This window comes from Pelagibacterium sediminicola, assembly GCF_003390885.1.
GTDB lineage: Bacteria > Pseudomonadota > Alphaproteobacteria > Rhizobiales > Devosiaceae > Pelagibacterium > Pelagibacterium sediminicola.
In genome coordinates, this window is sequence record NZ_QMEL01000003.1 from 273,558 (window position 1) to 300,019 (window position 26,462).

General features: G+C 60.9%; 19 protein-coding genes and 1 tRNA gene. 14 read left to right on the forward strand and 6 right to left on the reverse strand.

The features are described 5' to 3' along the window. Positions 1-163: 163 nt before the first annotated feature. The 5 genes from DQG18_RS07525 to arfA all read right to left on the reverse strand — a co-directional run bounded on the left by DQG18_RS07525 (position 164) and on the right by arfA (position 5,899). On the reverse strand, positions 164-991 hold the full coding sequence (locus tag DQG18_RS07525; RefSeq protein ID WP_116653619.1) for a carbohydrate ABC transporter permease: 828 nt from the start codon (positions 989-991) through the stop codon (positions 164-166). Continuing rightward, positions 988-1,866: a carbohydrate ABC transporter permease gene (locus DQG18_RS07530; protein ID WP_116653620.1), complete on the reverse strand. Its 879-nt coding sequence runs from the start codon at positions 1,864-1,866 to the stop codon at positions 988-990. Before DQG18_RS07530 ends, DQG18_RS07525 begins: the two co-directional genes overlap by 4 nt. A 65-nt stretch (positions 1,867-1,931) precedes the next feature. Then, on the reverse strand, positions 1,932-3,215 hold the full coding sequence (locus DQG18_RS07535) for an extracellular solute-binding protein (protein ID WP_116653621.1): 1,284 nt from the start codon (positions 3,213-3,215) through the stop codon (positions 1,932-1,934). Between the two features lie 81 nt (positions 3,216-3,296). Then, positions 3,297-4,376, reverse strand: a complete 1,080-nt coding sequence (locus tag DQG18_RS07540; protein WP_116653622.1) for an ABC transporter ATP-binding protein — start codon at positions 4,374-4,376, stop codon at positions 3,297-3,299. Positions 4,377-4,387: 11 nt separating this feature from the next. Next, complete coding sequence (gene arfA, locus DQG18_RS07545) at positions 4,388-5,899, reverse strand: arabinosylfuranosidase ArfA (protein ID WP_116653623.1); 1,512 nt, start codon at positions 5,897-5,899, stop codon at positions 4,388-4,390. A 229-nt stretch (positions 5,900-6,128) separates the two neighbouring features. Here arfA and DQG18_RS07550 point away from each other — a divergent pair, with 229 nt between their 5' ends. The 13 genes from DQG18_RS07550 (at position 6,129) to DQG18_RS07610 (ending at position 24,821) form a co-directional block, all read left to right on the forward strand. Continuing rightward, a complete protein-coding gene (locus DQG18_RS07550; RefSeq protein WP_116653624.1) occupies positions 6,129-7,181 on the forward strand; it encodes a LacI family DNA-binding transcriptional regulator in 1,053 nt (350 codons plus the stop codon). Between the two features lie 805 nt (positions 7,182-7,986). Continuing rightward, on the forward strand, positions 7,987-10,191 hold the full coding sequence (locus tag DQG18_RS07555) for a GumC family protein (protein ID WP_157970053.1): 2,205 nt from the start codon (positions 7,987-7,989) through the stop codon (positions 10,189-10,191). Next, the gene (locus DQG18_RS16495; RefSeq protein WP_245958400.1) at positions 10,188-10,658 is read left to right on the forward strand and encodes a UDP-N-acetylglucosamine transferase subunit ALG14; all 471 of its coding nucleotides are present in this window, start codon (positions 10,188-10,190) and stop codon (positions 10,656-10,658) included. Before DQG18_RS07555 ends, DQG18_RS16495 begins: the two co-directional genes overlap by 4 nt. After that, the gene (locus tag DQG18_RS07565; RefSeq protein WP_116653626.1) at positions 10,655-11,143 is read left to right on the forward strand and encodes a hypothetical protein; all 489 of its coding nucleotides are present in this window, start codon (positions 10,655-10,657) and stop codon (positions 11,141-11,143) included. Before DQG18_RS16495 ends, DQG18_RS07565 begins: the two co-directional genes overlap by 4 nt. Then, positions 11,140-12,663 (forward strand): exopolysaccharide biosynthesis polyprenyl glycosylphosphotransferase, encoded by a 1,524-nt coding sequence (locus DQG18_RS07570; RefSeq protein WP_157970054.1) that lies wholly within the window; start codon positions 11,140-11,142, stop codon positions 12,661-12,663. The genes DQG18_RS07565 and DQG18_RS07570 overlap by 4 nt, the downstream gene beginning before the upstream one ends. Beyond that, on the forward strand, positions 12,653-13,660 hold the full coding sequence (locus tag DQG18_RS07575) for a glycoside hydrolase family 5 protein (protein WP_157970055.1): 1,008 nt from the start codon (positions 12,653-12,655) through the stop codon (positions 13,658-13,660). Before DQG18_RS07570 ends, DQG18_RS07575 begins: the two co-directional genes overlap by 11 nt. Then, positions 13,657-14,964 carry a lipopolysaccharide biosynthesis protein gene (locus DQG18_RS07580; RefSeq protein ID WP_157970056.1) on the forward strand — a complete coding sequence of 436 codons (1,308 nt, stop codon included), beginning with the start codon at positions 13,657-13,659 and terminating at the stop codon, positions 14,962-14,964. The genes DQG18_RS07575 and DQG18_RS07580 overlap by 4 nt, the downstream gene beginning before the upstream one ends. Further along, on the forward strand, positions 14,954-16,486 hold the full coding sequence (locus DQG18_RS07585) for a hypothetical protein (protein ID WP_116653630.1): 1,533 nt from the start codon (positions 14,954-14,956) through the stop codon (positions 16,484-16,486). Before DQG18_RS07580 ends, DQG18_RS07585 begins: the two co-directional genes overlap by 11 nt. Next, positions 16,479-17,246 carry a WecB/TagA/CpsF family glycosyltransferase gene (locus DQG18_RS07590; RefSeq protein ID WP_116653631.1) on the forward strand — a complete coding sequence of 256 codons (768 nt, stop codon included), beginning with the start codon at positions 16,479-16,481 and terminating at the stop codon, positions 17,244-17,246. The genes DQG18_RS07585 and DQG18_RS07590 overlap by 8 nt, the downstream gene beginning before the upstream one ends. Then, positions 17,243-18,466: an adenine nucleotide alpha-hydrolase family protein gene (locus DQG18_RS07595; RefSeq protein WP_116653632.1), complete on the forward strand. Its 1,224-nt coding sequence runs from the start codon at positions 17,243-17,245 to the stop codon at positions 18,464-18,466. Before DQG18_RS07590 ends, DQG18_RS07595 begins: the two co-directional genes overlap by 4 nt. Further along, positions 18,463-19,425, forward strand: coding sequence for a polysaccharide pyruvyl transferase family protein (locus DQG18_RS07600; RefSeq protein ID WP_116653633.1), 963 nt, complete (start codon positions 18,463-18,465; stop codon positions 19,423-19,425). Before DQG18_RS07595 ends, DQG18_RS07600 begins: the two co-directional genes overlap by 4 nt. An 885-nt stretch (positions 19,426-20,310) precedes the next feature. Next, complete coding sequence (locus DQG18_RS07605) at positions 20,311-24,183, forward strand: autotransporter domain-containing protein (protein ID WP_116653634.1); 3,873 nt, start codon at positions 20,311-20,313, stop codon at positions 24,181-24,183. Between the two features lie 101 nt (positions 24,184-24,284). After that, on the forward strand, positions 24,285-24,821 hold the full coding sequence (locus DQG18_RS07610) for an invasion associated locus B family protein (RefSeq protein ID WP_116653796.1): 537 nt from the start codon (positions 24,285-24,287) through the stop codon (positions 24,819-24,821). Positions 24,822-24,856: 35 nt separating this feature from the next. Here the strand turns inward: DQG18_RS07610 and DQG18_RS07615 are convergent. Beyond that, positions 24,857-24,946: transfer RNA gene (locus tag DQG18_RS07615), tRNA-Ser, on the reverse strand. 156 nt (positions 24,947-25,102) lie between these two features. Between DQG18_RS07615 and DQG18_RS07620 the strand changes: the two genes are divergently transcribed. Beyond that, positions 25,103-26,425: a glycerate kinase type-2 family protein gene (locus DQG18_RS07620; RefSeq protein ID WP_198669700.1), complete on the forward strand. Its 1,323-nt coding sequence runs from the start codon at positions 25,103-25,105 to the stop codon at positions 26,423-26,425. Positions 26,426-26,462 lie beyond the last annotated feature (37 nt).

Here is a 26,462-nt window from a genome sequence, read left to right on the forward strand (position 1 = left end):
GCGCTGGTTTCCGGGAACGAGTCCCGGAATGACATTGGTGGCTTTGGCCGATACCTGCCCATTCCCGCTTGTCACCCCGGGATTCATTCCCCGGGTCCAGACCGAACCCGCCACAACTGCGAGAGCCTCGACGATTCCGTGAGAACCTGGATCTATCTAGCGGCTACCCCTTCACACCCGATGAAATCATCACCGCTTCCGTCACTTTCTTTTGGAAGACGAGATAGGCAATCGCCACCGGAGCCGCTGCCAGTAGCGCCACGGCCATCAACCTTGCGTAGAATACACCAAAGGCATCGTTGACCTGGGTGATGCCGACCGGGATGGTCATCATGTTTTCAGAGGTGATGACGAGGAATGGCCAGAAGAACTGGTTCCAGGCCATGATGAAGGTGATGATGGCCAGCGCGGTGGTAATGCCCCAGTTGAGCGGCATATAGACCTTTAGCAGCAAGGTGTATTCCCCGCCCCCGTCGAGCAAGACCGCCTCGCGCATCTCCTTGGGCACCGCGTCGAAAAACTGCTTGTAGACAATGATCACCACCGGCACGATGAGCTGGGGCAGGATGATGCCGCCCCAGGTATTGACCAGCCGCAGATCGTTCATCAGCACGAACTGGGTCACGACCAGCGCCTGAGAGGGAATCATGAAGCTCGCCAGCACCACGCCGTAAAGCAGGCGGCGTCCGGGAAAACGCATCTGGGAAAGCGCATAGGCGCACATCATGCCCGAAACGATCACAACGACCGTGATGATCAGCGAGGTGCCGATGGAGTTGAAGTACCAGGTGAGCAGCCGGGTATTGAAGATGGATTCGACATAGGCATTGAGGTGAAGCATATCGGGCAGAAGGCCGGCATTTGCACTCACCACATGATTTTCGGTCCTGATCGAGGTGACGAACGCCCAATAAAGCGGAAAGATCCAGATCACGGCGCCCACCAGCGTAATCATCAGCAGGATGCCGTTTTCGATTTTCCGGGTACTCATTTGCGCCCCCCAATTCTCAAAAGCTGGAACTGCAGCACCGAGACAACCATGATGATCACGAACAGCACCAGCGCGACTGCGGAGGCATAGCCGCCATTGTTGAGCTGGAAAGCCTCGCGGTAGACCATCATCAGGAGCACGTATGAGGAATTGAAGGGCCCCCCTCCGCTCAAGAGATACACCTGATCGAACAGTTTAAGCTGCAATATCAGTTGCAACGTCAGAACCAGTGCGGTCACCGGCCACAGCAAAGGCCAGGTAACCTTCCAGAACAGCTGCCACCGGTTGGCGCCATCGAGAGAGGCAGCCTCATAGAGTTCGGTGGGAATGTTGCGCAGCCCGGCGATGAACAACAGCACGTTGAACCCGTTTGTCCACCAGATGGTGACCGTTGCCACGGTCGGCATAACCCATACTGGGTGTCTGAACACGGGAACGCGTTCCCCGACGAAAAACGCAATGGCTGGCTGAAGAATGCCGAACTGGAAATCGAGCATCCATGCCCAGATCTGGGTGACCACCGAGACCGGCAGGATATAGGGCAGGAAAAACGCTGCCAACATCAATGCCTGCATGCGCCCCGAAAGCCGGTTGACCGCCAGCGCGATCACCAGCGCGATGACGGTGGTTGGCACCACCGTCAGGAGCACGAAATATCCATTGTTCTTGAGGGAGGTGTAAAAGAGGTTGTCCGACAACAGCTTTTTGTAGTTGTCCAACCCTATCCACTCACCGCTGCCGATAAGCGGCGCGTCGGTGAAACTGAGCTCGATCACGCGGATCGTGGGATAGAGAAAGACAAGACCGAAGATAAAGACGAATGGCGCGATCAGCGTCATCGCGATCGCGATGTGCTTGCGTCGATTTGTGATCATAGCCAAGTGCGACACTCCCTTTGGGTGCCCACGCCGCTCAACTGCGAGCGGCGTGGCTGAGCGCATCAGTCAAGGAGCGACTGCAGTTCGCTTTGCATCTGTTCGGCGGCCTGCTGCGGCTCAAGGAAACCATGAATGGCCGGTGCGATCAGGTTGAGCGCTGCCTCATAGACCGGCGAAGCCACTCCGGCGATGGTCGAGCGCGGATCAAAGGCCGCGGAATCGGCCAGCGAGGAATATGTCGCATTCGGCTCCATCTCGAGGAACTGCTCGCTCTCGGCAACGGGGCGATAAGCCGGGATATGGCCGGCCTCGGCCCAACTGATGGCATTCTTGCTCATCCAGCCGATAACGGTCATTACCGCGTCGCGCTTTTCTTCCGGCATCGTCTGGTCGCCCTGGATCGGGATGGCGAAGGCGTGGCTGTCGGCCCAGGTGGCCGCGTGATCGAGCAGGGCCGGCACCTGTACCGCGCCCCATTCAAAGCCGAGCGTGCCCGCATTCTCCATGTCGATCATGGTCGGGACTTCCCAAACGCCGTTGAGGTGGAAGGCCGACTGGCCGGACGTGAACAGGGCGACAGACGCCTCATACTCTGCTTGTTGGGGCTGATAGCCATTGTCGGTCCAGCTCTTCATGATCTCGATGGCGCGGACAGCCTTGTCGAGATTGTCGCCCGGCAGCACCTCTCCATCCTCGATAAGCGTTCCGCCTTGCTGGGCCAGAAGAGTGAAGAACACACGCCAGACGCCGCCTTCGCCGCCGGTCTGATAGGAGAGCGGCGTCTGGGAGCCGTTTTCCTGGGCGACCTGCAACGCAGCTTCAAAATTCTCGAGGCCATCCAACCCGGTCAGTTCACCGTTCTCGTCCAGATAATCGGTGCCCTCTAGATAGCTCTTGTTGTAGTAGAGAACGATCGAGTGGATGTCGAAGGGCACGGCATAGAGCGTACCATCGTCGTCCGAGGCCGCTTCTATCGCCCTGTCGAAGAAATCGTCCTTGGACAGCCCGGCCGTTTCCAGATCCTCATCGGTTATGGGGGTCAGCACGCCTTCGGAAAGCGCAAGTGGTACGCGGGAGAGGTGATACGTCATGACGTCGGGGCCCTGCCCGACCGCCGCCGAGGTGCGCACCTTGGTATAGAATGGAACGCCCCACTCGCTCGTCGTACCGGTGATGGTGATGTCGGGATGTTCCTGGTTGAACCGGTCGATGAGCGCCTTCATGCGCACGCCATCACCTCCCGCCAGAAAATCCCACCAGATCACTTCTGTTTGAGCAAATGCCGGCACCGCGATGGCCATGCTGGCCGTAGCAAGCAGTACGGACTTCAAATTGAACAGCTTCATGGTGTCCTCCCTTGGAACAATCACGCCCTGCCAGTCCTGTTGTGGCAGTGCATCGTGACAACAAGCGGCAGACCAGATGACCTACCGTATGCGCTGGCCTTCATTGGAAAAGACCAGGACATCTTCTGGATTCGCCGTGACCGAAATCGTCTCCCGGGTCCGCGATTCCCGCTCCCCGCGACGCTCCACCACGACCTCACGCCCATCGGGCAGCCGCGTGTGCAGATAGGCGACCCCGCCCAGATTTTCGGTCATCTCCACGGTGACCGAAATGCCCCCCTCCCCGATTTTCAGGTGTTCAGGACGTATGCCGAGCGAAACGGCTTGCCCTTCCACGGGGTCGCGTCCGTCAACGCGCACCTCGAGGGTCTGCCCTTCGGTGCCAGTTATGGTTGCGACAATGCCGCCCTCGGTGCGGCGAGCAATCGTTGCGTCGAGAAAATTCATCGCCGGCGAACCGATGAAACCTGCGACGAACTGATTGACGGGATCATCATAAAGCTCGAGCGGGGCGCCGGCCTGCTGCACGACCCCATCGCGCAGAACGAAAATCTTGTCCGCCAGTGTCATGGCCTCGACCTGGTCGTGCGTCACATAGATCATGGTCGCGCCGATCTGACGGTGAAGCCGGGTCAACTCGAGCCGCATCTGCACGCGCAACTCGGCATCGAGATTGGAGAGCGGCTCATCGAAAAGGAATACCTTCGGCTGACGCACGATGGCACGCCCGATGGCGACTCGCTGGCGCTGGCCTCCCGATAGCTGGGAAGGCTTCTTGTCCAGATGCTCCTCGAGCTTGAGTATCCGCGCGGCCTCGTTGACCTGCTCGATCACACTGGCCTTTGGCGCGCGCGCAAGACGCAGGCTGAAGGCCATGTTCTCGAAAACGCTCAAGTGCGGATAAAGCGCGTAGGACTGGAACACCATCGCCACCCCGCGTTTGGCCGGCTCCGTCGCCGTGACGTCCCGCCCCTCGATCTCGATGGTGCCTCCACTCGTGTCCTCGAGCCCGGCGATCATGCGCAAGAGCGTGGATTTCCCGCAACCCGACGGGCCGACAAAGACGGCGAACTCGCCCTGGGGCACCTCCATGGAAACCCCATCGATAACCTGGACAACCCCAAAATACTTGTCGACGGACTGGAGACGAACACCGTTCATTATCGTGCTCCTCAGCTCACATCGAGGCGCAGCAGATGGTAGGACAGCGGTGCAAGCGCACCTCTGACACGCCCATCCTCGACACCGAGCCCCTTGCCGTCGCGCGGAGCGACAGCATCGGGTTTGTCCGGGCCATTGGTATCGCGCAGCCCGTACCCCTCCATGACCTTGTGCCCGATGACGCGGGCTTTCGGGAAGCCGGCCAGATCGAAATCGAGTTCGGCGGCTTCATCGAGATGGCGGTTGACCATGAACAACGTCACCGTACCCTGCGCCTCATTGTGGACCGCTGCGGCATCGAGATAATTGACGTCGTCGGCGACCTGGCAGTCGTAGGTCGGCCCGTCCACACTCACATTGAGCGCGGTGCCCCGGCCATGAAGCGAAGCGAACTGGTAGGGATAGTAGATGGTCTGACGCCAGGCCGGCCCGCCCTTTTCGGCACGGATGGGGGCGATGACATTGACGAGTTGGGCGATGCACGCGATCCGCACCCGGTCGCTGCGCCGGATGAACTCGTTGAGCAGTCCGGCAACGAACAGCGCGTCCTCGAAATTATAGTCTTCCTCGAGGAGATCGGGAGCCTCGGGCCAATCCCATTCGCGCCAGCGCCGGGAGTCTTCCTCGCGCCGATGATACCATACGTTCCACTCGTCAAAGCAGATATAGACGTCGTTCCTGGCGCGCTTTCTTGTCTTCACGAAGTCGATGACACCGGCAATAGTCTGGATGTAACGGCCTGTCTCTTCGATCTTGCCGAAAAAGTTCAGCGTGTCCTGACTGGAATTTCCAAAATACTTGTGCAGCGAGATGTAATCGACATTTTCGTAACATTCCTCGAGGACCTCGCGCTCCCACTCGGGATAGGTCGGCATCTCGTCATTGGACGAACCGCATACGATCATCTCGGCGCCCGGCGTCAGTTGCCGCAACGCCTTTGCCGTCTCGTCGGCCAACCGGCCATATTCCCTGGCTTGCTTGTGGCCGATCTGCCATGGCCCGTCCATTTCATTGCCAAGGCACCACATCGACACATTATAGGGCTGCTCCACGCCGTGACTGCGCCGCAGGTCAGACCAGTGAGTCCCGGAGGGGTGGTTCACATACTCGGCAAAGTTGCGCGCATCGTCCAGGCCCCGCGAGCCAAGATTGACGGCCAGCATCATCTCGGTTTCCGCCGCGTCGGCCCATTGGGCAAATTCGTTGATGCCCACCTGGTTGGTTTCCTTGGACCGCCAGGCCAGATCGAGGCGAACCGGACGCTGATCCCTGGGGCCCACGCCATCTTCCCAGCGATAGGCTGAAACGAAATTACCGCCAGGATAGCGGATGGCAGGAATATCGAGTTCGCGTACCATGTCGAGCACGTCCTGGCGGAAGCCGTTGGCGTCGGCCCTGGGGTGGCCGGGCTCGTAAATGCCTGAATAGATCGCGCGGCCCATATGCTCGATAAAGGCAGAATAAAGCCGGTCATCGATTTTGCTGATCGCAAAATCACGATGCAGCGACGCCCTTACGCGCATGCCTTTCCTCCTCAACTGTATTATTTATTGTGGGCCGGCCTCTACTCATGACAGTCGCGCCGCCGCTATTTATAGTACAATAATAATCATAAGCGGAGAGGTTCAAGCCCAAACCGGCATCACGGCGGAAAAACTTGTTTATTTTTCCATAACATATTGTAATTAAAAGAAAATTTTTGATAAAAAAATTATCACTATCAGTCTGGTTTATAACCTAAGGAAACGACACATGGTTTTACGCAAGCGAGCCGCAACTATGCAGGACGTGGCGACCAGGGCCGGTGTCTCACAGGCCACGGTGTCCTTTGTGCTGAACGGAGTGGCCACCGCGCGGGTCTCCGAACAGACCCGTCAGCGGGTAGTGAAGGCCGCCCGCGCGCTCGGCTACAAGCGCTCGAAACGCACACGTTCCGATGCACGATTGGGGTCGATGATCGCCATGGTCATTGACGAGGTAGATGCCAGCCCGTTTGCAGCCCCTTTCATCGCGGGCGCGCGCGAGGCCGCATGGGAGCATCAGTCGTTGGTCGCGACGGTCACCACCCGGTCGCACGAACCCATGGAGCGAGCAACCATAGAGGCTGTTCTGGGCATACCGGTTATTGGCATCATCTACGCCTCGCTGCTGACCCGCGAGGTATGTCTGCCCAATTTCGGCGCGGATGTCCCCGTCGTCCTGCTCAACTGTTACGAGGCCGAGGACCGCTATTGCTCGGTACTTCTGGACGATCTATCTGGCACTCGTGCCGTAACTGGCGCGTTGATTGCCGATGGCCACACCGCCATCGGCTATCTGGCGGGGGAGGATTGGCTCGATGCGGGACGCGACCGCCTTCTCGGCTATTATTCGGCCCTGCAGGCGGCTGGCCTGCCGGTCCATCCTCAGTACATCCAGCGCTTGGGTTCGTCATTCGAGGGCGCCATCGAAGGAACGCGGGCGCTGATGGCAATGAGCACGCCACCGACCGCCGTAGCCTGCTTCAATGACCGCATGGCGGTAGGAGCGCTCCAGGCAGCACGTGAGATGAAGGTGCGCGTGCCCCACGACCTCTCAATCGTAGGCTTCGACAACGATTCATTCTCGTCCAAGCTTTTTCCCAATGGCCTGACCACGGTCGAGCTGCCGCACGAGAACATGGCGCGCACCGCTGTGCAACGCATCTTCCAGTTGCGCAAAAAGAAGCTCAAGCCAACGCAGACACTCCTGCCCTGCCCCGTCGTCAAACGCGGCTCCATCTCACCCCTCAGAGCTGCAGCGAGGGAGTATGAGTCTCGCAAGTAGCGCTGCTGTCGGCTGATGGCGATATTCGGGGCATTCGCTAAAGGTACGGAGGATATTTTCCGGCAAGGGAGTTATTGCCAATCCGGCCATGGCGCTTAAGAGTGTCTAACAAAACCAGAGACGGCCACGACGCGCGCAATTTGTTCAGCCCGCAAGGCGCCGCGTGCAGCCGATACCAAGGTATCGGCAAACGCGGGAACGCAGCGGATGGACAAATTCCGCGCGCCGCAGGTGGGGTTTGGACGGCTGCCTGCCGTGTCCAGCCGCTTGGCGATACCCCCGGTATCGCCAAGCGGCTGTCCTTGCACCCGACTCGTCCAAACCCCATCGTGACCATCTCTGGTTTTGTTAGGCACTCTAAATGGCTCGTTGCTGTATTTCTGTTCCAAGCCTGATGGCAGTGGCGGAATGGTTAGCAGAGATATGACCACCTTTAACATCAAGCTTTCGCCGCAACGCAGGAATGGCCGCCCCCACCCTGGCGTTCAGTTGCTGAATCGTTGAAAAACCGAGCGGCCGAGCTCATCACTCGACCATAAACCACCGACGCCAAGAGCATCGTTCATACCGCCATGTGGGTTAACACCACTATCCGCACAGGCGATGGGTAAAAAGCCAAGTATGCATCGTGATTGAAACTGGACCACCTCACAGAGCCAGCCACATGGTCGCCCTGTGTATAATTTAAACAATAAAATTTAATTAAAACCCCCGTAATTAAGGTTAACATTTGGCTAATGTTGTTTGCGCGCCTTGCAAAATTTAATACTTATAAATCCTTTCCTTAGCGAAAACTGGTGCTTCATTGCCTGACAACGATACAATTGCGACGCTCGGAGCGAGTAACAGCGTCTCAAACCGTTTTCGCTCTTCCCATTTTCGCGAAGAAATGAGCGGCGAGCCTCAAGGCTTGATTAACATAAGCGGCGTTGTCAGCGTCCTTTGGCGCCGCAAGATCGTGATAGCGCTCACTACGCTGATCTGCATCGGTCTTGCGCTCGCCTATGTGACGACGGCGCCAAAGAGCTACGTCGCCGTATCCACGATCGTCATCGACCCCAGGCAGGAGAACGTGACCGGCGCGGATTCCGTGCTCTCCGGAATTGGCCCGGATAGCGCTGCGATATCCAGCCAGGTCGAAATCCTCCGTTCGCGCACCTTGCTGGCCGAGGTCTATACCGCCCTCCGTCTCGATAACGACCCCGAATTTTCTGATCCTGGCCTGATCGCGCGTCTTACCGGCAGGGCCGAGCCCTCTTCGTCCAGTGCCAGCTTTGAAACGTTCCGAAACCGGGTAAAGGCCGAGCGGCAGGGACTGACCTATGTCCTTACCGTAAGCTTTACATCGCGCGATCCCGAAAAGGCGGCGACAGTCGTGAATGCCATTGTGGAAACCTACCGGGCCGATCAGGTGGGGCTGAAATCACAAGCCAACAGCACGGTAACCCGGCAGCTCGATGTCCGGATAGAGACCCTGGAAGCGGACGTAGCCGCCGCGGACGCAGCAGTCGACACATTCAGGGCCCGGAACGGAATTCTCCGATCGGGATCCGGGGGCATGCTGTACCAAGCCCAGTTGGACCAGCTGTCGGGTCAGCTCAGCGCCGTGCGTGCCGAAGCGCGGGCCGCAGAAACGCGCCATGCGCAAGCTGCAGCGGCAGGGGCGAGTGGGGACATGACGGTTATGCTCCAGACGCTGACGTCACCGGCCATGGATCGGCTGCGCGACGAGCACGCCGCCCGTACGGTCGAGCTTTCCAGCCTTCAATCCGTATATGGGCCGCGCCATCCCGGTCTTGCCACGCCCCAGACCGAAGTCGCTCAGCTCGAAAACCTGATCCGCAGCGAAGCACAGCGGGTCATCGCCCAGTTCGCAGCGGAAAAGGAACTGGCCTTCGCCGATGTCGAGGCGGCGGAAAACGAGCTCGAACGCCTGCGCGCTGAGCTCGAACGCACCAATGCTTCCGACATCGAACTGCGCCAGCTCGAGCGAAAGGCCGAGGCCGCCCGCCTGGTGCTCGAGGAATTCCTTCGCCGCGCGCGCGAAACCGAAGAGCTGGATGGCTTTCAGAATTCAGATGCGCGCGTGATCAGTCCCGCCGTTCCTCCCATAAGTGCAGCCTGGCCCCGGTCCAACCTCATACTTGCGGTTGCCGGCGCATTGGGACTGCTGCTTGGTTGCGCCCTGGCCCTCATGATGGATCGGCAAGCCGGCCAGAGTCCCTCCCCGGCCTCTCCCACCGGACGCCCTCGATCGCCGTCCCCGGAAAAAAAAGAAGATGGCCGTCCGACAAGTCATTCCCCTGCATCCGGACACCTTGCAGTGGTCGGTCAAAGCGGCGCAGGAGAAACCGCGTCCTTGCCGGAACTCCCGAACCAACGGGAAGCCGTCACACTTGAGGCCGCCCCTGGCGACAATGCCCGTGCGATCGCCCCAACCAGAATTTACCGGGACACATGCAGAGCTATCGAGTACGCCGAAACATTGATAATTATCAGCGTTGAAGCCATATCCCAGCGACGCGAGCGGTCTGCCCTTGCCTATGGACTGACGCAGGCCCTTCAGACGGACGGCTACAGGGCCGTGTTGCTTGATTGCGACCCTTCCGTCAGAACCGGCATCGATGCGCGGTTTTCCGGACGGCGCCTCCATGATCTTAATGGGCGCGACACGTCCCTTCCCGATCTTCACGATGAGACGGTCGGCCTCGACATTATTGCCGATACGCTGCCCGTAGCCCCTGCGAAGGTCCGGCTGCTTCCTTCGCATCTCTCCGCACGGTTAGCGCAGCGCTATCAGGTGGTGGTCGTCAACGGACTGAACCGCCATGTTCCGATAAGCGCGCTCAGTCACGGGGAAGGCGAAACACTGGTGCTGTGCCTGCATGCCAGCGAAATGCCGGATCGATCCGACCTCGCCCCGCTAACCTCTCGCGCCCGGTTTTATCCGCTGACACTTTCCACCGAGAGTGATGCGAGGATGATGGCACGGAACGCGATGAGGGGATGACAGACGTGCTTGACACTCGATCCTGTCGAATCCTTGCCGTTTCTTCGCCTGGCAGCCGCCTGGCCGAACTGTGCGTGATCGCGAATGGCTTCGGCAATGCAGAGGTCCATTTTGCTACATCCGGTTCAGCCCGGAGGTGGGGAATAGCCAGCGAGCGGTTCGTCGGGATCGTCGACTTTTCGCTTTTCCAGCTTTGGCGGATGCCTGTGTGCGCTGTCCAGCTTGCCATTGCGTTCATTCGGCTTCGTCCTCGCGTGGTCATCTCGACCGGTGCGGCGCCGGGGGCGCTTGCACTGATGCTGGGCAGGCTGACGGGTGCCCGCTGCATCTGGGTGGAGAGCCTCACGAGTACGGATGAACTCTCACTTTCGGGGCGGCTGGCCGGGCGGATCGCGCATCTTTGGCTCACGCAATGGGAACACCTGGCCCGCGAGGATGGCCCTTATTATCACGGAGGAACGCTATGATCCTCGTAGCCAGCGGACATCGCGCGCCGTTCAACCGCCTGATATCCACCCTCGACCGCTGGGCGGGCCAGCACCGCGATACGCCGGTCTTCGCCCAGATCGGGGACAAAGGCGCCAGACCGGTCCATTGCAGATGGATTCTCCATTTTGCCGACCGCGCCGCCCGGGACGCTGCGCTCGATGAAACCCGATTGCTGGTCTGCGATGCCAATATCGAACTGCTCATCGCGGCGGTCGAGCGCAACCTTCCCACCCTGATTCTTCCAAGACTTGCGATCTTTGGAGAGGATTATGGCGACGTCCAGTTCCGGCTCGCACAGCGGTTTTCAGCCTATCCCAATGTCCGCGTGGCCGAGAACGAAGCCGATCTGCTGGCCATGATCGGAAAGGGTGTACCCCAAACAGATTTCAAGGGGCACGCAAACGACATCGGCATCCGGCGCAGCCTCTGGCGCGCCCTGCACATGGAGGGGGCAGCGCTGTGACTGCATTCGGCATCAATCCCGTTCCCGGATTGCCGGGCGTACAAGACAAGGCAGCAGGCACCTTGCAACGCGGGCTTGAAGATCGCCAATCCGCAGCCAGTCTTGCGGTGGCGCTCGTCGAAATGCTGATCATCCTTGCAACGGCGCTCGCTGCCGATGGCCTCTACCACAGGCTGGCGCTCGGCGAGCCGTTTTCCGATCTCGCGCTCAGCAACGGCGTGGTTGCCGGCATGGTCTTCATTGCCATTCAAGCGGCCTCGGGTGAATACAAGGTTGCGCGCGTCCTCAGCCGCAAGGCGGGTCGTACCCACCTGCTGCGCGACTGGACCTGTGCGGTGGCGCTGGTGGTCGTCATTTCCTTCCTGTCCAAGACGTCCGAAGAAATCTCGCGTGGCGCGCTGATAACCCTGGCCATCTCAGGCCTGATGACGCTTGCGCTTTTCCGCAAGGCCCAGTCCGTGATCTGGCAACAGGCCGTCAAGACGCTGCGGTACGATGCCCGCCGTGTCGCCCTCGTGGGCTTTCGCGAAGATATCGACAGCTATTACCGCACGCACCGGCTCTGGGAGCGCGGGATACGCGTAGCCGGAACGGCCAATCTCGAAACCGGCGATAACAGCATTGCCGCCGAACTCTGGATCGCCGGGCCCCAACGCAGGCAGACCCACGCCACGCTCGAGAGCCTCAGCACGGCTCTGCGCGGGTTGGGCGTCGACGATATCGCGCTAATACTGCCGTGGTCCGCGCAGGACAAGATCGAGACCACACTGAATGCGCTCGCCGTGTTGCCGGTCTCGCTCTATCTTTCGCCCGACCCTGCCTTCCGCCATCTCGAACGATCGGTCCTCGGCCAGACCAGCCTGTCCCAGGCACTCACTGACATGGATAGCGGGCTGACCGGCATTCGCATATCGCGTCGTCCTATTCCTCCCCTCAGCCGGCTGGCCAAGCGGGCATTCGACATTGCCGTATCCGGCGCTGCCCTTGTCGTTCTGTCGCCCTTGCTCGTGCTGATTGCCCTTGCCATCCGTCTCGAAAGCCCCGGCTCTCCAATCTTTTACCAGCAACGAAACGGCTTTAACGAACAGCCATTCACCATCTACAAGTTCCGCTCCATGCGCAAATCGTCCGGGGGCGGGTTCCAGCAGACCCGGAAGGATGACAACCGCATCACGCGCATCGGCGCGTTTCTGCGTCGTTCCAATCTCGATGAACTGCCCCAGCTCATCAACGTGTTCCTCGGCGACATGAGCCTCGTCGGCCCTCGCCCGCACGCAATCGAGCACAATCATGCCTTCATGACGCTGATTGCCAATTACGCATACCGCCATCACGTCAAGCCCGGCATAACCGGTTGGGCGCAGGTCAACGGCTGGCGGGGTGCTGCCGAAGACCACGAGCACATGTCCATGCGTGTCGCCCATGACCTCGATTACATCAACAACTGGTCCCTCTGGACCGATATCGTCATCATCTGGAAAACCGTGTTCTCACGGAAGGCTTTCCGCAATGCTTTCTGAAGGCCTTAGCCGCAGGACCGTTTTGTCCCTTGCTGCCGGTCTGGCGGCAAGCGCCGCAATGCCTTTCGCCGGTTTTGCACGACCCGCTCCCATCCCATCGAACGGCATCAACATACCCCTTTGGCTCGACGACCCCCATGGGCCTGGCCTTGCGCCCAGCCATGCCGTGCTCGAATTCCTGCACGAAGCGGGATTCAGGACCGTGCGCCTGCCCTTCGACCCAGACCGCCTCGTCGCGGACGTGCGGGCACGGCAGGCGATGCTTTCGGAAATCGAGGACGCCCTTACGACGCTTCTCGACCTGGGCTTTTCAGTCACTCTCGACATGCACCCCATGGGCGTTCTGGGCAAGGCTCTGGCTGCAGGCCCGGATGCCGAACTCGGGATTGCCGCAGCGTGGACGCATGTCGCAGGGCTCGCCGGACATCACCCGGCGGACAGGATCTATCTCGAACTGCTCAACGAGCCGCCGATGTGGCGCAACCGCTGGCTTCCGCTAAGGGACCGTCTCGCAGCCGCCGTTCGCGAGGCCGCGCCGGATCATACGATCATCTGGGGGGCAAACCGCTGGCAATCGATTGCCGAAACCATCGACTGCCCGCCGCTCGTCGATCCCAATGCGCTTGTCGCGGTCCATTACTACAGCCCCATGGAACTCACGCACCGTTGCCAGAACTGGGGCGCCCCGGAAGCCAGTTCCGACATCGAGGCATCCCATTGGTCGCCCGGCGAGATCATCGGGGATTTTGAACGCCTGGCCCATTGGTCGGCAAGGACCGGGACGACCGCTGTTCTCAACGAGTTCGGCGTTCTGGGCCATTGCGTCGAGAGTGGCGCCCGGGCGGCGTGGACGCGTGCCGTGCGCCGGGCCGCCGAAAGCAATGGCATTGGCTGGTCCTATTGGGAATTCGACCGCGGGTTCGGTTTTCTGGCGGGGCGCACGGACCCGGCCGTTTCAGACGACCTGCTGTTCTCGGCACTGGCACAGGCCGCATGATGGCTATGTCCCGCAAGCTCGCAAACCTTGTCGCATCCAACCGCGACCGCATCGTGGGGGGGGCCGAGCAAGGACTGGCCAGCCTCATTTCGATGGGCGGGCTGATCGTACTTTCGCGCCTCATGCCGATCGATGCGTTCGGCATTTTCGCCTTTGCGGTGGGCGTATGGCTCGTGCTTGAGATGTTGCAGCATTCCGCCGTCATCAGCCCCTTCATCGTCTCCTGCCCCGCCCCGCTCGATGCTCCCGAGGAGTTTGGGGCCTGGATGTTTTGGAATCTCACCGTCGGCATTGGCTCTGTCGTCGTCCTGCTGCTTGCCGGATTGATCGCGCTGCCGCTCCAGCCCTGGCTCGGCGAGGGACTTTTGCTGTCCGCACCCATCGCGTTTTCTGGCATGCTCTACATGTTCGTGCGCCGCATCCATTATCATTTGCGCGAGCGGCGCGCTCTGATTGCTCAAACCCTGCTCTACGGCGCCTCCTATGCCACTGCATTGGCGTCCTTCTTCGTCTTTTCCATCGGCCTGACGCCGCTATCGGCCGCGCTGATCCTGACGCTGGCCTATGGCGTACCGGCGATGCTCTTCTCCCTGCGCATGCTCGGCAAGGCGCGGTTCGATCGTTCCGGCTTTCTCCGCATCGGCAAGTCGCGCAAGCTCATCACCCAACTCGCTGCCGCAGGCGCAATCTGGGAGGCGAGCTATTCCGGCGCGCTGCTGGCGCTGGGCATTTTCGGTACACCGGCGGCGGTCGCCATCTATTCGATCACGCGTACGCTGGTGCGTCCGGTCAGCATGGTGCTCTCGACGTTGATCGACGTGGACCTCTCTCGCGCGTCGCGCCGATACGCCGCCGAGGGGCGGCCCGGTCTCGCCGAGGTCGTGAGCAGCGTCTGGCTCAGCGCTGCTGCGCTTACCATGGTGCCTGTCGCGCTGCTAATCATCTTTCCCGGCTTCTTTCTCGAGCTGATCTATGGGACGCAATATGCCGGCGCCACCACCGAACTACAGCTCCGCGTTCTCATCTTCGTCCCGCTGATCTGCGTCGCCCCGCTCGACATCGGCCTGACCGTGCTGCGCGATACGCGTTTCCTGATGCTCGCCCATCTCGCCGGGCTGGCCGTGGGGACGGCATGCTTGACCGCCCTTGGCCTCATGCGCGGTGTCGACGCGACGAGCGTCCTTATAGCGCTTGTTGCCGCGCGGCTGACGTCCATGCCTCTGCTGCATCTGCGCTACCGCAGGCTGATGGCAGGCGCGGTGCTCCCTTCGGCAACAGGTACGGAGGTGGCCGATGTACGATAGTCCCATTGGCCATGCCGCGCCCAATAGCCCGCATCTTTCACCCCAGACCGGTGACGCCATCGCGCAGGTCGCCATCGTCGCCGTGCTCCTCGCCGTCATCATCGCCGGGTTCGCGATCTCGACGCTGTGCGGCATCGTCATCGCCTTCGGAACAATGGTAGCCGTCTGTCTTGCCCGGCCCCAGATCGTGCCGGCACTCGTCGTGGCGAGCTTCCTGTTCCAGAACACCATCGTTGCCCTCTTTGCGCCCGTCATGGCGTCGGGCGATGCGTTCGATACGATGCGGGGAGCTAATTTCGTCATCCTGATGTCCGCTTGCGGTATGTTTGTGCTCGCTACGCTGCTCGATGCGCGCGGCCTGCCCGAAAAGTCACGCAGGTGGATTTTGGCGGTTCTCGCGGTGGTGGGTGTGGTCGGGGTCTATTTCGGGCTCGGGGTCCTGCGCGGCGACCCGCGTGACGCGCTGGTCTATTTCCGCAATACGCTGACACCCCTTGGCTGTCTCGGCATCGGACTGGTGCTGGCTTCGCTTTATCGTGTGCCGATGCGGCTTCCCATCCTCTGGTTCGGCATCGCGGCCCTCGTCTTCGGCTATCTCGAACTACTGTTCACCCTCGACTTCCTGTCCATCTTCAATGGAGACCTCTATATCGAGCGTAATATTCGCGGTTCCATCGAGTCCGGATATTGGGAACGGGTGCTCAGCCAGACCGGCTTCGTGCTGCGCGGGCTCGAAGACGTGATGATCGTGCCCTTTCTCAACCTGCCGATATTCGGCGACATTCAGGTATTCAGGGTTGGAGGACCCAACTTTCACCCCATCAGCTTCGCCTATGCCATCGCGATCATCGCGGTCTGGCAGTTCTTTTCCGGTCGGGTGCTGTTTCTTCTGGCTGCGCTCCCGCTGCTGTTGGTGATCGGGTCCAAGGGAGCGCTGGTTCTGGTCGGCTTTGCTATCGTCATGCGGCTCGGCGTCGTGCTGTTTGGCTTCCGGCTGACACTGATCGGTTTTTGCGCTCTGCTCGGCACCTATATTGCCGGCGCCATCGTCTACGGACGCGCCACCGGAGACTATCATGTGCTCGGCTTTCTCGCCGGAATCCGCGACTTTGCACGTAACCCCATCGGCCAGGGCCTTGGCCTTGGGGGCAATCTGTCGAGCTCGATCGAGGGCACCCTGGACTGGGGCCGCGCTCAGGATATGGGTGTGGCCGACATTCCGGTCGAGAGCGCCATCGGGGTCATGCTGTACCAGATGGGCGTCGGCGCCTTTGCTGTCCTGGGGCTGCTGCTCGCGCTCTGCATCGAATGCGCCCGCCGTTTCGCGCAAACGGGACGCACGGATTTTCTTTTTGGCCTGACCTCTATCGCGGTCATCACCGCCAATGCGGTGCTTCAGGAAGAAGCTATCTATTCACCCCTGGCCATCGGCTTTTGCCTGCTGCTCGTTTCCGTGCCGCTGGCGGCAAGCTGGCGCGAAGACGCTCTAAACGAATCCTGGAAGGATCGATCCGATGAATAAGATTGCGTTCGCATCCCCTAAAATCCCCACGACAACGGTTGCGGGCGTGCCGGTCGCCGCCCTCTCCATGGCCGAGCTTACCGAGCAGATGATCATGGACTGCCGCGCACCGCGCCGTCCGGGACGGGCGCGAACCGTCTTCGACATCAACGGGCAGGCCCTCTCCATGCGCGAGACCGATTCCGACTATAGGACGGCATTCGACGCCGCCGACATCGTGCACGCAGACGGCGGATTCATCGTCGGCATTTCGCGGCTGCGTGGAGACATCCCGATCCCGGAGCGTTCCGCGACGACGGATTTCATCTGGCAGGCCGCAGCGGGCGCCGAACGGGCCGGGCTTTCCTTTTTCCTGCTTGGCGGAGAACCCGGCCTTGCCGAACGCGCCGCTGAAGGTCTTCGCGCCCGCCACCCGGGCCTCAAGATCGCGGGCACACGGAATGGCTATTTCTCACAGCAAGAGGAAGCCGGGATCATAGCCCAGATCAATGCCTCGGAGGCCGACATCGTCTGGGTTGGCCTCGGCAAACCCCGCGAGCAGGTTTTTTCGACCCGCAATCGCGATCGGCTCGATGCCGGCTGGATCGTCACCTGCGGAGGCTGCTTCAATTTCGTCACCGGAGACTACCGGCGCGCGCCCCGCTGGATGCAGAAAACCGGCCTCGAATGGCTGCACCGCATGGCCTCCCGGCCTAAAAGCCTCTTCATGCGATATCTCATCACCAACCCCCATGCACTCTATCTGGCGCTAACCAAATGAACGCTCACACCTGGGACTTTGCCCCCGCAACCAAAGAGGTGCTGCGCATCGGCGTGGAAGAACGCCATGAGCCGGGCCGCATATTGCGCACCGTCCATATCGCCGGGCACCCGGACATTGTTTACGAAATCGAGTCCGCAGTTCCCCTTCCACCGCTCGAAAACCTCGATTTCGCGGTCATCGCAACGATCTTCCTCGCCATGAGACGCGGGCAGCCCCTCTATGTCGAGGGGGCCGTCAGCCGCTCGCTGCTGGCCAATATCGAGGAATTCCAGGAAGTCTGGTCGAACTGGATGCCCGAGCGATACCGGGTCGTCCCGGTAAGCGCTGCTGTCGAGACCGACCAAGCGCCCGAAAATACCGAAAAAGGGGTCTTTGCTTTCTCTGGAGGAGTGGACGCGACCTTCTCGCTGTTGCTGCATCATAAACGCCATGTCGGCCGTCGCACGCTCGAACCGGCGGTAGCGGTGCTGGCGCACGGGCTTGATATCCCCTTGCCCAACAAGGCGGCTTTTTCCGCTGCCCGCGATCAGGCCGGGAAAGTCCTCGAAAGTATCGGGACGCCGCTTGCCACCATAAGGACGAACTGGCGCGACATCTGCTACGACTGGGAAATGGAGCATGGCGCGGGGGTTGTCGCCTGCCTCGCCAATTTTTCCGCACTCGGAGCCACAGGCGTCGTTGGCGGGGACGAAGGCTATGAGTGGATCAACATACCCTGGGGGTCGACGCCGATCACCAACGGACTGCTCTCGAGCGGGAGTTTTGCCATTCGCACGGAGGCCATGGGACATTCGCGCGCGGAGCGCGTCGCTTATATCGCCGGCCAGAGCGATATGGCAGGATCGCTACGCGTCTGCTGGAAAAATATCGAAGGCCTCATGAACTGCGGCGTGTGCGAGAAATGCATCCGCACGCAGATCAATCTGCTCGCGGCAGGGGTCGCGCCGAAAGGGTTTGCCCAGCGGGCCGGGTTTGTTCGCATCGCTCTCTATACAGGCAAGGACGCCGACGCGGTCTATTTTTTGCGTGATTCACTTCGCACGGCGGCGCGTCGGGGCGTGGGCGGTCCCTGGCGGTACGCAGCGCGCATCGCGATCGTCAAGAACTGGCTGCTCAACCCCTGGTTTATTCTGTGCAACCGCCTCAAACGCCTGATCCGCAGCAATGAACGGCTCTATTGGGCCGTAAGGAAGCGAATTTTGGGGAAGGACACATGAGCGCGCTCACACCCGATCACGTTTCAACACCAACCGACGACCTCATGCTGGCACTCGGCGCACGCACCGACGCCATCTCCGCAGCCATCCCGACGGGCGCCGCCATCGCCTTTGTCGACTATCCCCTGCATATCAATGTCGGGGACCTGCTGATACTTCTCGGCGCAATGGATTTCTTCGACGCCAACCGCAACGTCATCGGCGCGACATCATCCGTTTTCGACACCGGCAAGCGCGCTCTGGAGGCGATGGAAGCAACAGACGTCATCGTTTGCCATGGCGGAGGCAATTTTGGCGATATATACCCGCGCCATCAGATGCTGCGGGAAACGATCCTCAAGGCTTTCCCGGACAAGCCCATCGTTATCATGCCGCAATCGATCTCGTTCGGTTCCGAGGCGGCATTGGAACAAAGCGCTGCAATTTTCCGGCGGCACGCCGATGTTACCCTGTTTGTGCGCGACGCGCCCAGCTTCGAAATCGCGCGCAAGCATTTCAGCGAGAAGGTGCAGCTCATGCCGGACATGGCTCACCGCCTTCACGACCGGTTCGCGCCGTGGCGCGGCAGGGCCGATAAGGCTGGAGCTCCCTTTTCACTCATCCGCCGCGACGTGGAGGCCACCTCAGATCCCGCCGAAGGCGCCGATTGGCGCGATATGGTGGGCTTTATCGACAAGATCCGCATGGGCCGGCACCGTCTTCTTGCCCAGTTGCGCGGCAGGCTGAACCGCCATGACGCCAAGGCGCTCACTGCCTATCGCTCCACCACCCACGCCCTTATCGACACAATCGCCGACCAGTTCACAGCGAGCGGACCTTGGAAGACCAACCGCCTGCATGGCGCCATCTTCGGCCTGCTGATGGGTAAGGATGTGACGCTCATGGACAATTCCTACGGCAAGAACAGCCGGTATTTCCGGCAGTGGGACCCCGAGGCCAAACTGATCGGCGCGCTCTAAACGATCAGCTTGCCTCCGTCGCTATCCCGGGCTCCATAGCGAACCCTCCAACACGGCGGAGTTTGCAGCATGGGCCCCGGCTTTCGCCGGGGCGGTTACAGCGCTTCCAGGATAAGTGGGCACCACTTATCCGGTTCGGAAATGCGACAAATCAAAGACTTGGAGCTCCTGTTTTGATTCCGTCAAAACAGGAATTGCTCTAGGGTTGGACTGCACTGGATTTCGGGAACGAGTCCCGGAATGACATCGGTGATTTTGGCCGATACCTGCCCCATGTCACCCCGGGATTCATTTCCGGGGTCCAGACCGAACCCGCCGCAACCGCGGGAGATTTGACGATTCCGTCAACCAATGATCGGCTTGTCTGTCTGGATGAACGGCGCCGGATGGCGCCCTTGTTTCAGACCTTGATACCATCCGATCGATTGCATCCAATAGTGAAAATTGCCCCTTCCATAATTGCGAGCTGTGGAACGCGTCTTCGGCCTGCATTTCCTCAGCGAGCGTAAAATGAACCCGCTGGCCAGGCGGTTCGCGGACCTGGCCCAAAAGCTCGCGCCGGATTACGACTTCGCGGCCTGAGCCACGTCCGGCCGGCAGCGCTCGGCCGACCGCCCCAAGCCGCAGGCCCGGCAGACGTTTCCGCCAGCACCTGAAACGATCCGGCACGCTTGTACTCGCGACCGTTCGGGCAATGGAGTGTGGGGGATAAATCGAACTCGATTCAACATATATGAATATCCTGCTCGCCAATCAGAGTCAATTAGCACATTTGCACGAATTGCCCGTAGCACGGCGGCCCATCATTGTTGCCGATATCGGTGGGGTGCGGCGCCTTGTATTCGGGCCGGACCCTTTCATTGTTGGGGGCGAGGGCGACAGCGCATGAACAGGATTTACCGTCATATCTGGTCGAAGGCGCCGGGGTGCGCGATCGTGGTTCCAGAGTGCGTCAGGGGCGGCGGGGCTCGCAAGGGCGGCAGGCGGCGGCGGAAACTCCAACTGGCGATTGCCACCCTCCTCATCGCCTCTGGCTGTTTCATGTCAGGAACCGCCTCGGCGCAGGTGCTTATCGACGGTGGTGCCCACGAGATCGTCGACGGGGACGGGCTGGGCGAGGGGGCTCCCCCCTCTACTCGGGACACTCCTTGGAACACAGCCGCCGACCTTTCCGTCGGCGTCTCGAACGCCGGAGAACTCGACATACGAAACGGGGGCATCGTTAGCAGCCTCCAAGGAAAGATCGGCGTGACCTCTACCGGAAACGGCACGGTAACCGTCACCGGTGCGGACAGCACTTGGACCAATACGGGCTGGCTATATGTTGGCGATGAAGGCGTTGCGGAGCTCTTCCTCACTGATGGCGGTCTAGTCAGCGCACCCCATGTAAGAATTGCCGAACGGGACTCCGCCATCGGTACTCTGACCATCGGTGCAGAATCAGGTGACGCGGCTGCGGCCGCTGGCACGCTCAACGTCGGCGGCGTGCACTTCGGCGCAGGCGTTGGGCAGATTGTCTTCAACCACACCGACAGCGCATATTTCTTCTCTTCCAGCATTTCCGGCGCAGGATCTGTCCTGGTGGAAAACGGAACCACTGTTCTTGGGGGCATTAATAGCTATTCCGGCGGCACCACGATTTCCGGCGGCACCCTTCGGGGCACTACGACGAGCCTGCAAGGCGATATCGCCAACAACGCCGCGCTGATCTTCTATCAGGTCACGGACCGCACCTATGCCGGCAACATGTCGGGCACGGGCACCTTCACCAAGCGGGGAACGGGGAACGTTACGTTTTCCGGCAATTCCGCCGGCTTTATCGGCGCCACGACCATCTCGGACGGAACGCTGACTGTCAGCGGCACGCTTGGCGACAATTCAGGCGGCGCCAACGGCAGCAGCCTCACGGTCGAAAGCGGGGGCACGTTGAGTATCGGCACCAGCCGCCACGTGAACGCCGCGAGCATCACCAACGAAGCCGGCGGCACGATCAATGTCTCCACGGATGCGACGCTGCGCGGCACCGGCAATACGCTCAACAATAGCGGCGTCATCAATGTCGATGATCTGGGGCTGATCACGGGTGCGGGCGACATCAGAAATCTTGCTGATGGCGTTATCAACTTCGCGGGCAACGGGCAGTTGGCATCCGATAATGATGGTAGTGAAGACAGCGGAATAGAAAATACCGTCAATGATGGAACCATCAATATCAATGGCGCCAATACATATACGGTTCTGATCGGGGATGAACTGGTCAATCAGGGCAGCGGCAGGGTCAACGTCAATGACGGCTATCTGTTTGTTGAGGACCAGGTGGTCAACTCCTCCCCCGGAGCGGAAGCTGGGGGGATCGGCGGGATAGACATCGGTTCTGCCGGAAAGCTGGAGACGGGGCGTCTCTTCAACAATGCCGGTGGCGAGATCACCAATGCCGGTGAATTGTATGGAGATGTTGAAAACAACGCCGGTGGAACCATCACTAGCACCGGGCTGGTAAGCGGCGGCCGCTTCTTTCAAAATCGCGGAACGACAAACGCCGAGGGCGCGATAAGCTACGACATTATCAATCGTGATGCAGGCGTGTTCAACGTTACCGGCGATCTTGACACCTTTCATGGTTTCGATCTGCGCGAAACCGCGCTGCTCAATGTCACCGGCGGCGACTTGAGCGTTTCTGGTACGCTCGGCCACCAATCCACTGCGGCGAACGGCATCACCATCGCGGCGGGCAGGACGCTCAGCGCTGACAGCGTCGGGATTGGCGACACTTTCGTCAACGCGGTCCTGCTCAACAACGGAACGCTGACGGCAGCAAACACGATCACGAATATCGGAACCGTTCAGAATAACGGCACGATCAATGGCGGAGTTGACAACTGGCGCAGCCTGACCAATGCCGGCACCTTGAACGATGGCCTGACGATCAATGACGGCACGGTGACCAATACCGGCACCGTCAACGGCCCCATAGACGTCTTAGGCGGCACATTCATCACTCATGCCGGGGGTCAGGCCAGCGACATTAACAACCAGGGATCTCTGGTGTTCAACCAGGCGGCGAACGGTGCCTATGCCGGCATCATCTCCGGCAGCGGCACACTGACCAAGCAGGGAACCGGCGCGCTGACGCTGACCCAGGATTCCTCTGCTTTTGCCGGCACCACGACGGTCTTCGGCGGAGAACTGGTCGTCAACGGCGCATTGGGCGGCATTCTGAACATGAACGGTGGCGCGCTCGGCGGCTCGGGTTCGTTGGGAAATGTCATTCTGGAAAGCGGTGCAAGGCTTACGCCCGGCAATTCCATCGGGACGATGAACGTCGTCAACTATACGTTCAATCCCGGATCGATCTACGAAGTCGAACTCGACGATGGCGGGTTCATTGCCGGCACCAATAACGATCTGCTCAACGCCACCGGAACGGTGACCATCAACGGCGGCACGGTGCATGTGACGCCGGAGAACGGAACCGACGACGGTTCGACCTATACGCCCGGCACCTACACGATCATCACGGCCGCGACGGGCGTGGCAGGCGCGGGGTTCGACGCCGTGGTCACCGACGATTATGCGTTTCTCGATTTCATCCTCGACTACTCCACCGCAAATCAGGTTGACCTGATTTCGGCGCTTTCGGTGACGCCGGTGACAGGTTTTTGCGTGCCGGGCATGTCCCTCAATCAATGCGCTGCCGGCAATGGCGCCTTTTCGATGGGTGCGGGAAACAGCGTGTATGATGCGGTGCTGACACTCTCCAACGCCGAGGCTCCCGTCGCCCTCGACCAGCTTTCCGGTGAAATCCACGCTTCGGCCCGGACGGCGCTCCTGGAAGACAGCCGCTTCCTGCGCGAGGCGGCAATGGATCGGCTGCGCGTAGCGCTCGGCGGCACAGCCGCCAATGACAGCGCCCAGATCGAAAAACGGATATCCGAAGGCTTCGGCCTTTGGGGCCAGGGATTCGGGTCGTGGAGCCGGCAGGGCGGCAACGGCAATGCGTCGGGAATGGACCGCTCCATCGGCGGGTTCCTGATGGGCGGGGACGCGCTTGTTTGGGACAATATGCGCCTCGGTGTGCTGGGCGGCTACTCCCGCTCGGGATTCAGCACCGGCAATTTGTTGTCCACCGGCACGGCGGATACCTATACTCTTGGCGCCTATGGAGGCGGGAAATGGGACGCTTTTGCCCTGTCTGGCGGATTGGCCCATAGTTGGCATAGCCTCGATATGTCGCGCTCAGTGGCCTTCACTGGTTTCTCGGACAACCTTTCTGTCGCTTACAGCGCCCGTACCCTGCAAGCATGGGGAGAGGCCGCATACAGTTTCGAGGCGGGTGCGTCCCGGTTTGAGCCCTTCGCCAACCTTGCCTACCTCACCCTCTCGACGAACAGCTTCACGGAGACTGGCGGAGCTGCGGCACTGACCTCCGCCTCCAATGTCGTGGATGCGGCGTTTGCAACCCTTGGAGTGCGCGCCGAAACCGATGTGGCGCTCGGTGACATGAGTGCCAGGCTGCATGGCATGGTGGGCTGGCGGCATGCGTTCGGCGGCGCTCCGACTGCGCAAATGACTTTCGCCTCGGGCGGCAATGCCTTCACCATCGTGGGCGCACCGTTGGCACAGGACAGCTTGGTCCTCAACGCCGGGATCGATATTGACCTGACCGACAACGCCGCGCTGGGCATTGCCTACAGCGGCCAGTTCGGCTCAGGCGTGCAGGACCATTCCGCAAAGGTCAGCCTGAACGTACGGTTTTGACCGCCAGCGCCATTGTTGGTGCGCTTCCAAATATATGGCGCCCGCCGCTTCAGATATCCGGCGGCGGGCGTCATTGCTTTAGAAACATGAAGGCCATCACAATGCCCAGTATAAAACCCGGCCTTGCGGCCATTGCCACGCTCATTTTTTCGATCTCGGTCTCTGTCGCCCAGGAGACGAACCTACCCGGTGGCGCGACCTCCCTGAACGAAACCCATGGCGACTGGCTCGTCACCTGCGCGGCGCAGGAAAATATTGTTGGTTGCACCGTCTCGCAGGTTCAGGTCAACAATCAGAACCGCCAGCGTGTCCTCACGGTCGAGCTGCGGGCCACCGAACGCGGCAACAGTGCCGAGGGCATACTTGTTCTACCGTTCGGGCTGGCGCTCGATAATGGCGTCGTCCTGTCGATCGACCAAGGCACGGCAATGCCGGCGCTTGGCTTCTCCACATGCCTTCCCGCCGGATGCCTCGTACCGCTGATACTCGATCAGGCTGCGCTGACGGCCATGCGGGCAGGCACGATGCTCAAGGCCAAGGCGGTGGCTAACGGCAACAGTCAGGAAGTCGACTTCTCAATCTCGCTTTCCGGCTTCACCTCTGCCCTCGCAAGGGCGGTAGAACTCGGTGGGCCTTGATTGCCCGACCGCCGACCGGAAGGGGGCTTATGTTGTGGCGGAGAGGAAGGGATTCGAACCCTCGAGACAGTTACCCGCCTACGCCCTTAGCAGGGGCGCGCCTTCGACCACTCGGCCACCTCTCCGAGGCGGGTGGTAGCCCGTAAGAACCATGGGTGGCAAGGGCTTTTTTGTGCAGGGCGGAAGATAGCGCGATTTTCCACATTTGCTGTTTCTTGCCCCTGCCCGACTTGTCCTCACCTATCGACGACGGGCCCTTGCCACTTGCATCGGGCGGTTCGATGGCGTCTCTAGCCGGTATGGCATTCACCGGATCGGGACGTATCACCATGGACGATCGCGCATTTCTGACCGCGCTTTTCGAGGCCGCCGTCGAGGCGGCGCATCCGCTTGCGGCGATGCGTTCGCATCTGCCGGCCCGCCCTAAAGGACGCACGATCGTTGTCGGTGCGGGCAAGGCGGCGGCGCGGATGGCGCAGGCGCTCGAATCGCTTGTCGACTGGCCGATCAGCGGGGTGGTGGTTGACCGCCATGGCGCGCAGGCGGCAACACGGCATATAAAGGTGTTCCATGCGGCCCATCCGGTGCCCGATCGCGCCGGCCATAGTGCCTCCCAGGCGCTGTTGCGGGCTGTCGAGGGGCTCACCGCGGATGATCTGGTCATCGCGCTCATCTCAGGCGGCGGATCGGCCCTGCTCCCCTGCCCTGCTCCCGGTCTTTCCTTCGAGGGTGAGGCGGCGGCCACCCGGGCGCTGCTGGCTTCGGGGGCGCCCGTCGATGCGATGAATGCCATCCGCATACAGATTTCGGGCATAAAGGGCGGCCGGCTCGCCAAGGCCGCCGCCCCGGCGAAAGTGGTGAGCTTTATCGTTTCCGACGTGGTGGGCGATGATCCGGCACTGGTTGCCAGCGGCCCCACGGTTCCGGGGCAGGCCGGCGCCACAGAGGCGCTGGCGGCCATCGAGCAATACCGCATCGAACTGCCCGCCACCGTGCGCGCCCATATCGAGGCCGGCACCACCCCGCCCCCGCCTGCCGACGATCCTGCCTTTGCCCGCAACGAGGTCCATATCATCGCCTCGGCGCGGGTGTCGCTCGAAGCAGCGGCGCGGCGGGCTGAAGCGCTGGACGTGACCCCGGTCATTCTGTCCGAAAACATCGAGGGCGAAGCCAGGGACATCGGGCGGATGCACGCCGCGCTCGCGCGCGAATTCGCGCGGGGCGCTTCGCCCTACCCCTTTCCGCTCGTTCTGCTGTCGGGCGGCGAGACCACCGTCACGCTCGGCAACGACAGCTCTGGCCGTGGCGGGCGCAATGGAGAGTTCCTGCTCTCTTTTGCCTGTGACATTGCTGGCATGGACGGCATCCAAGCCCTTGCCGCCGATACGGATGGCATCGACGGGTCGGAAGACAATGCCGGGGCATTCGCGGATGGCGCTTCTTTCGAGCGCATGATCGCGGCGGGCCTCAACCCGCGCGCCAGTCTTGCCCGGCACGACGCCTGGACCGCGTTCAACGCAGCCGGAGACCTGTTCGTGACCGGGCAGACGGGCACCAATGTCAACGATTTCCGCGCCATCCTGATCGGGTCAGGTCACCGTTAGATCGTTTCAGATCCTGACGGAAGCAGCCCCCCCTCTC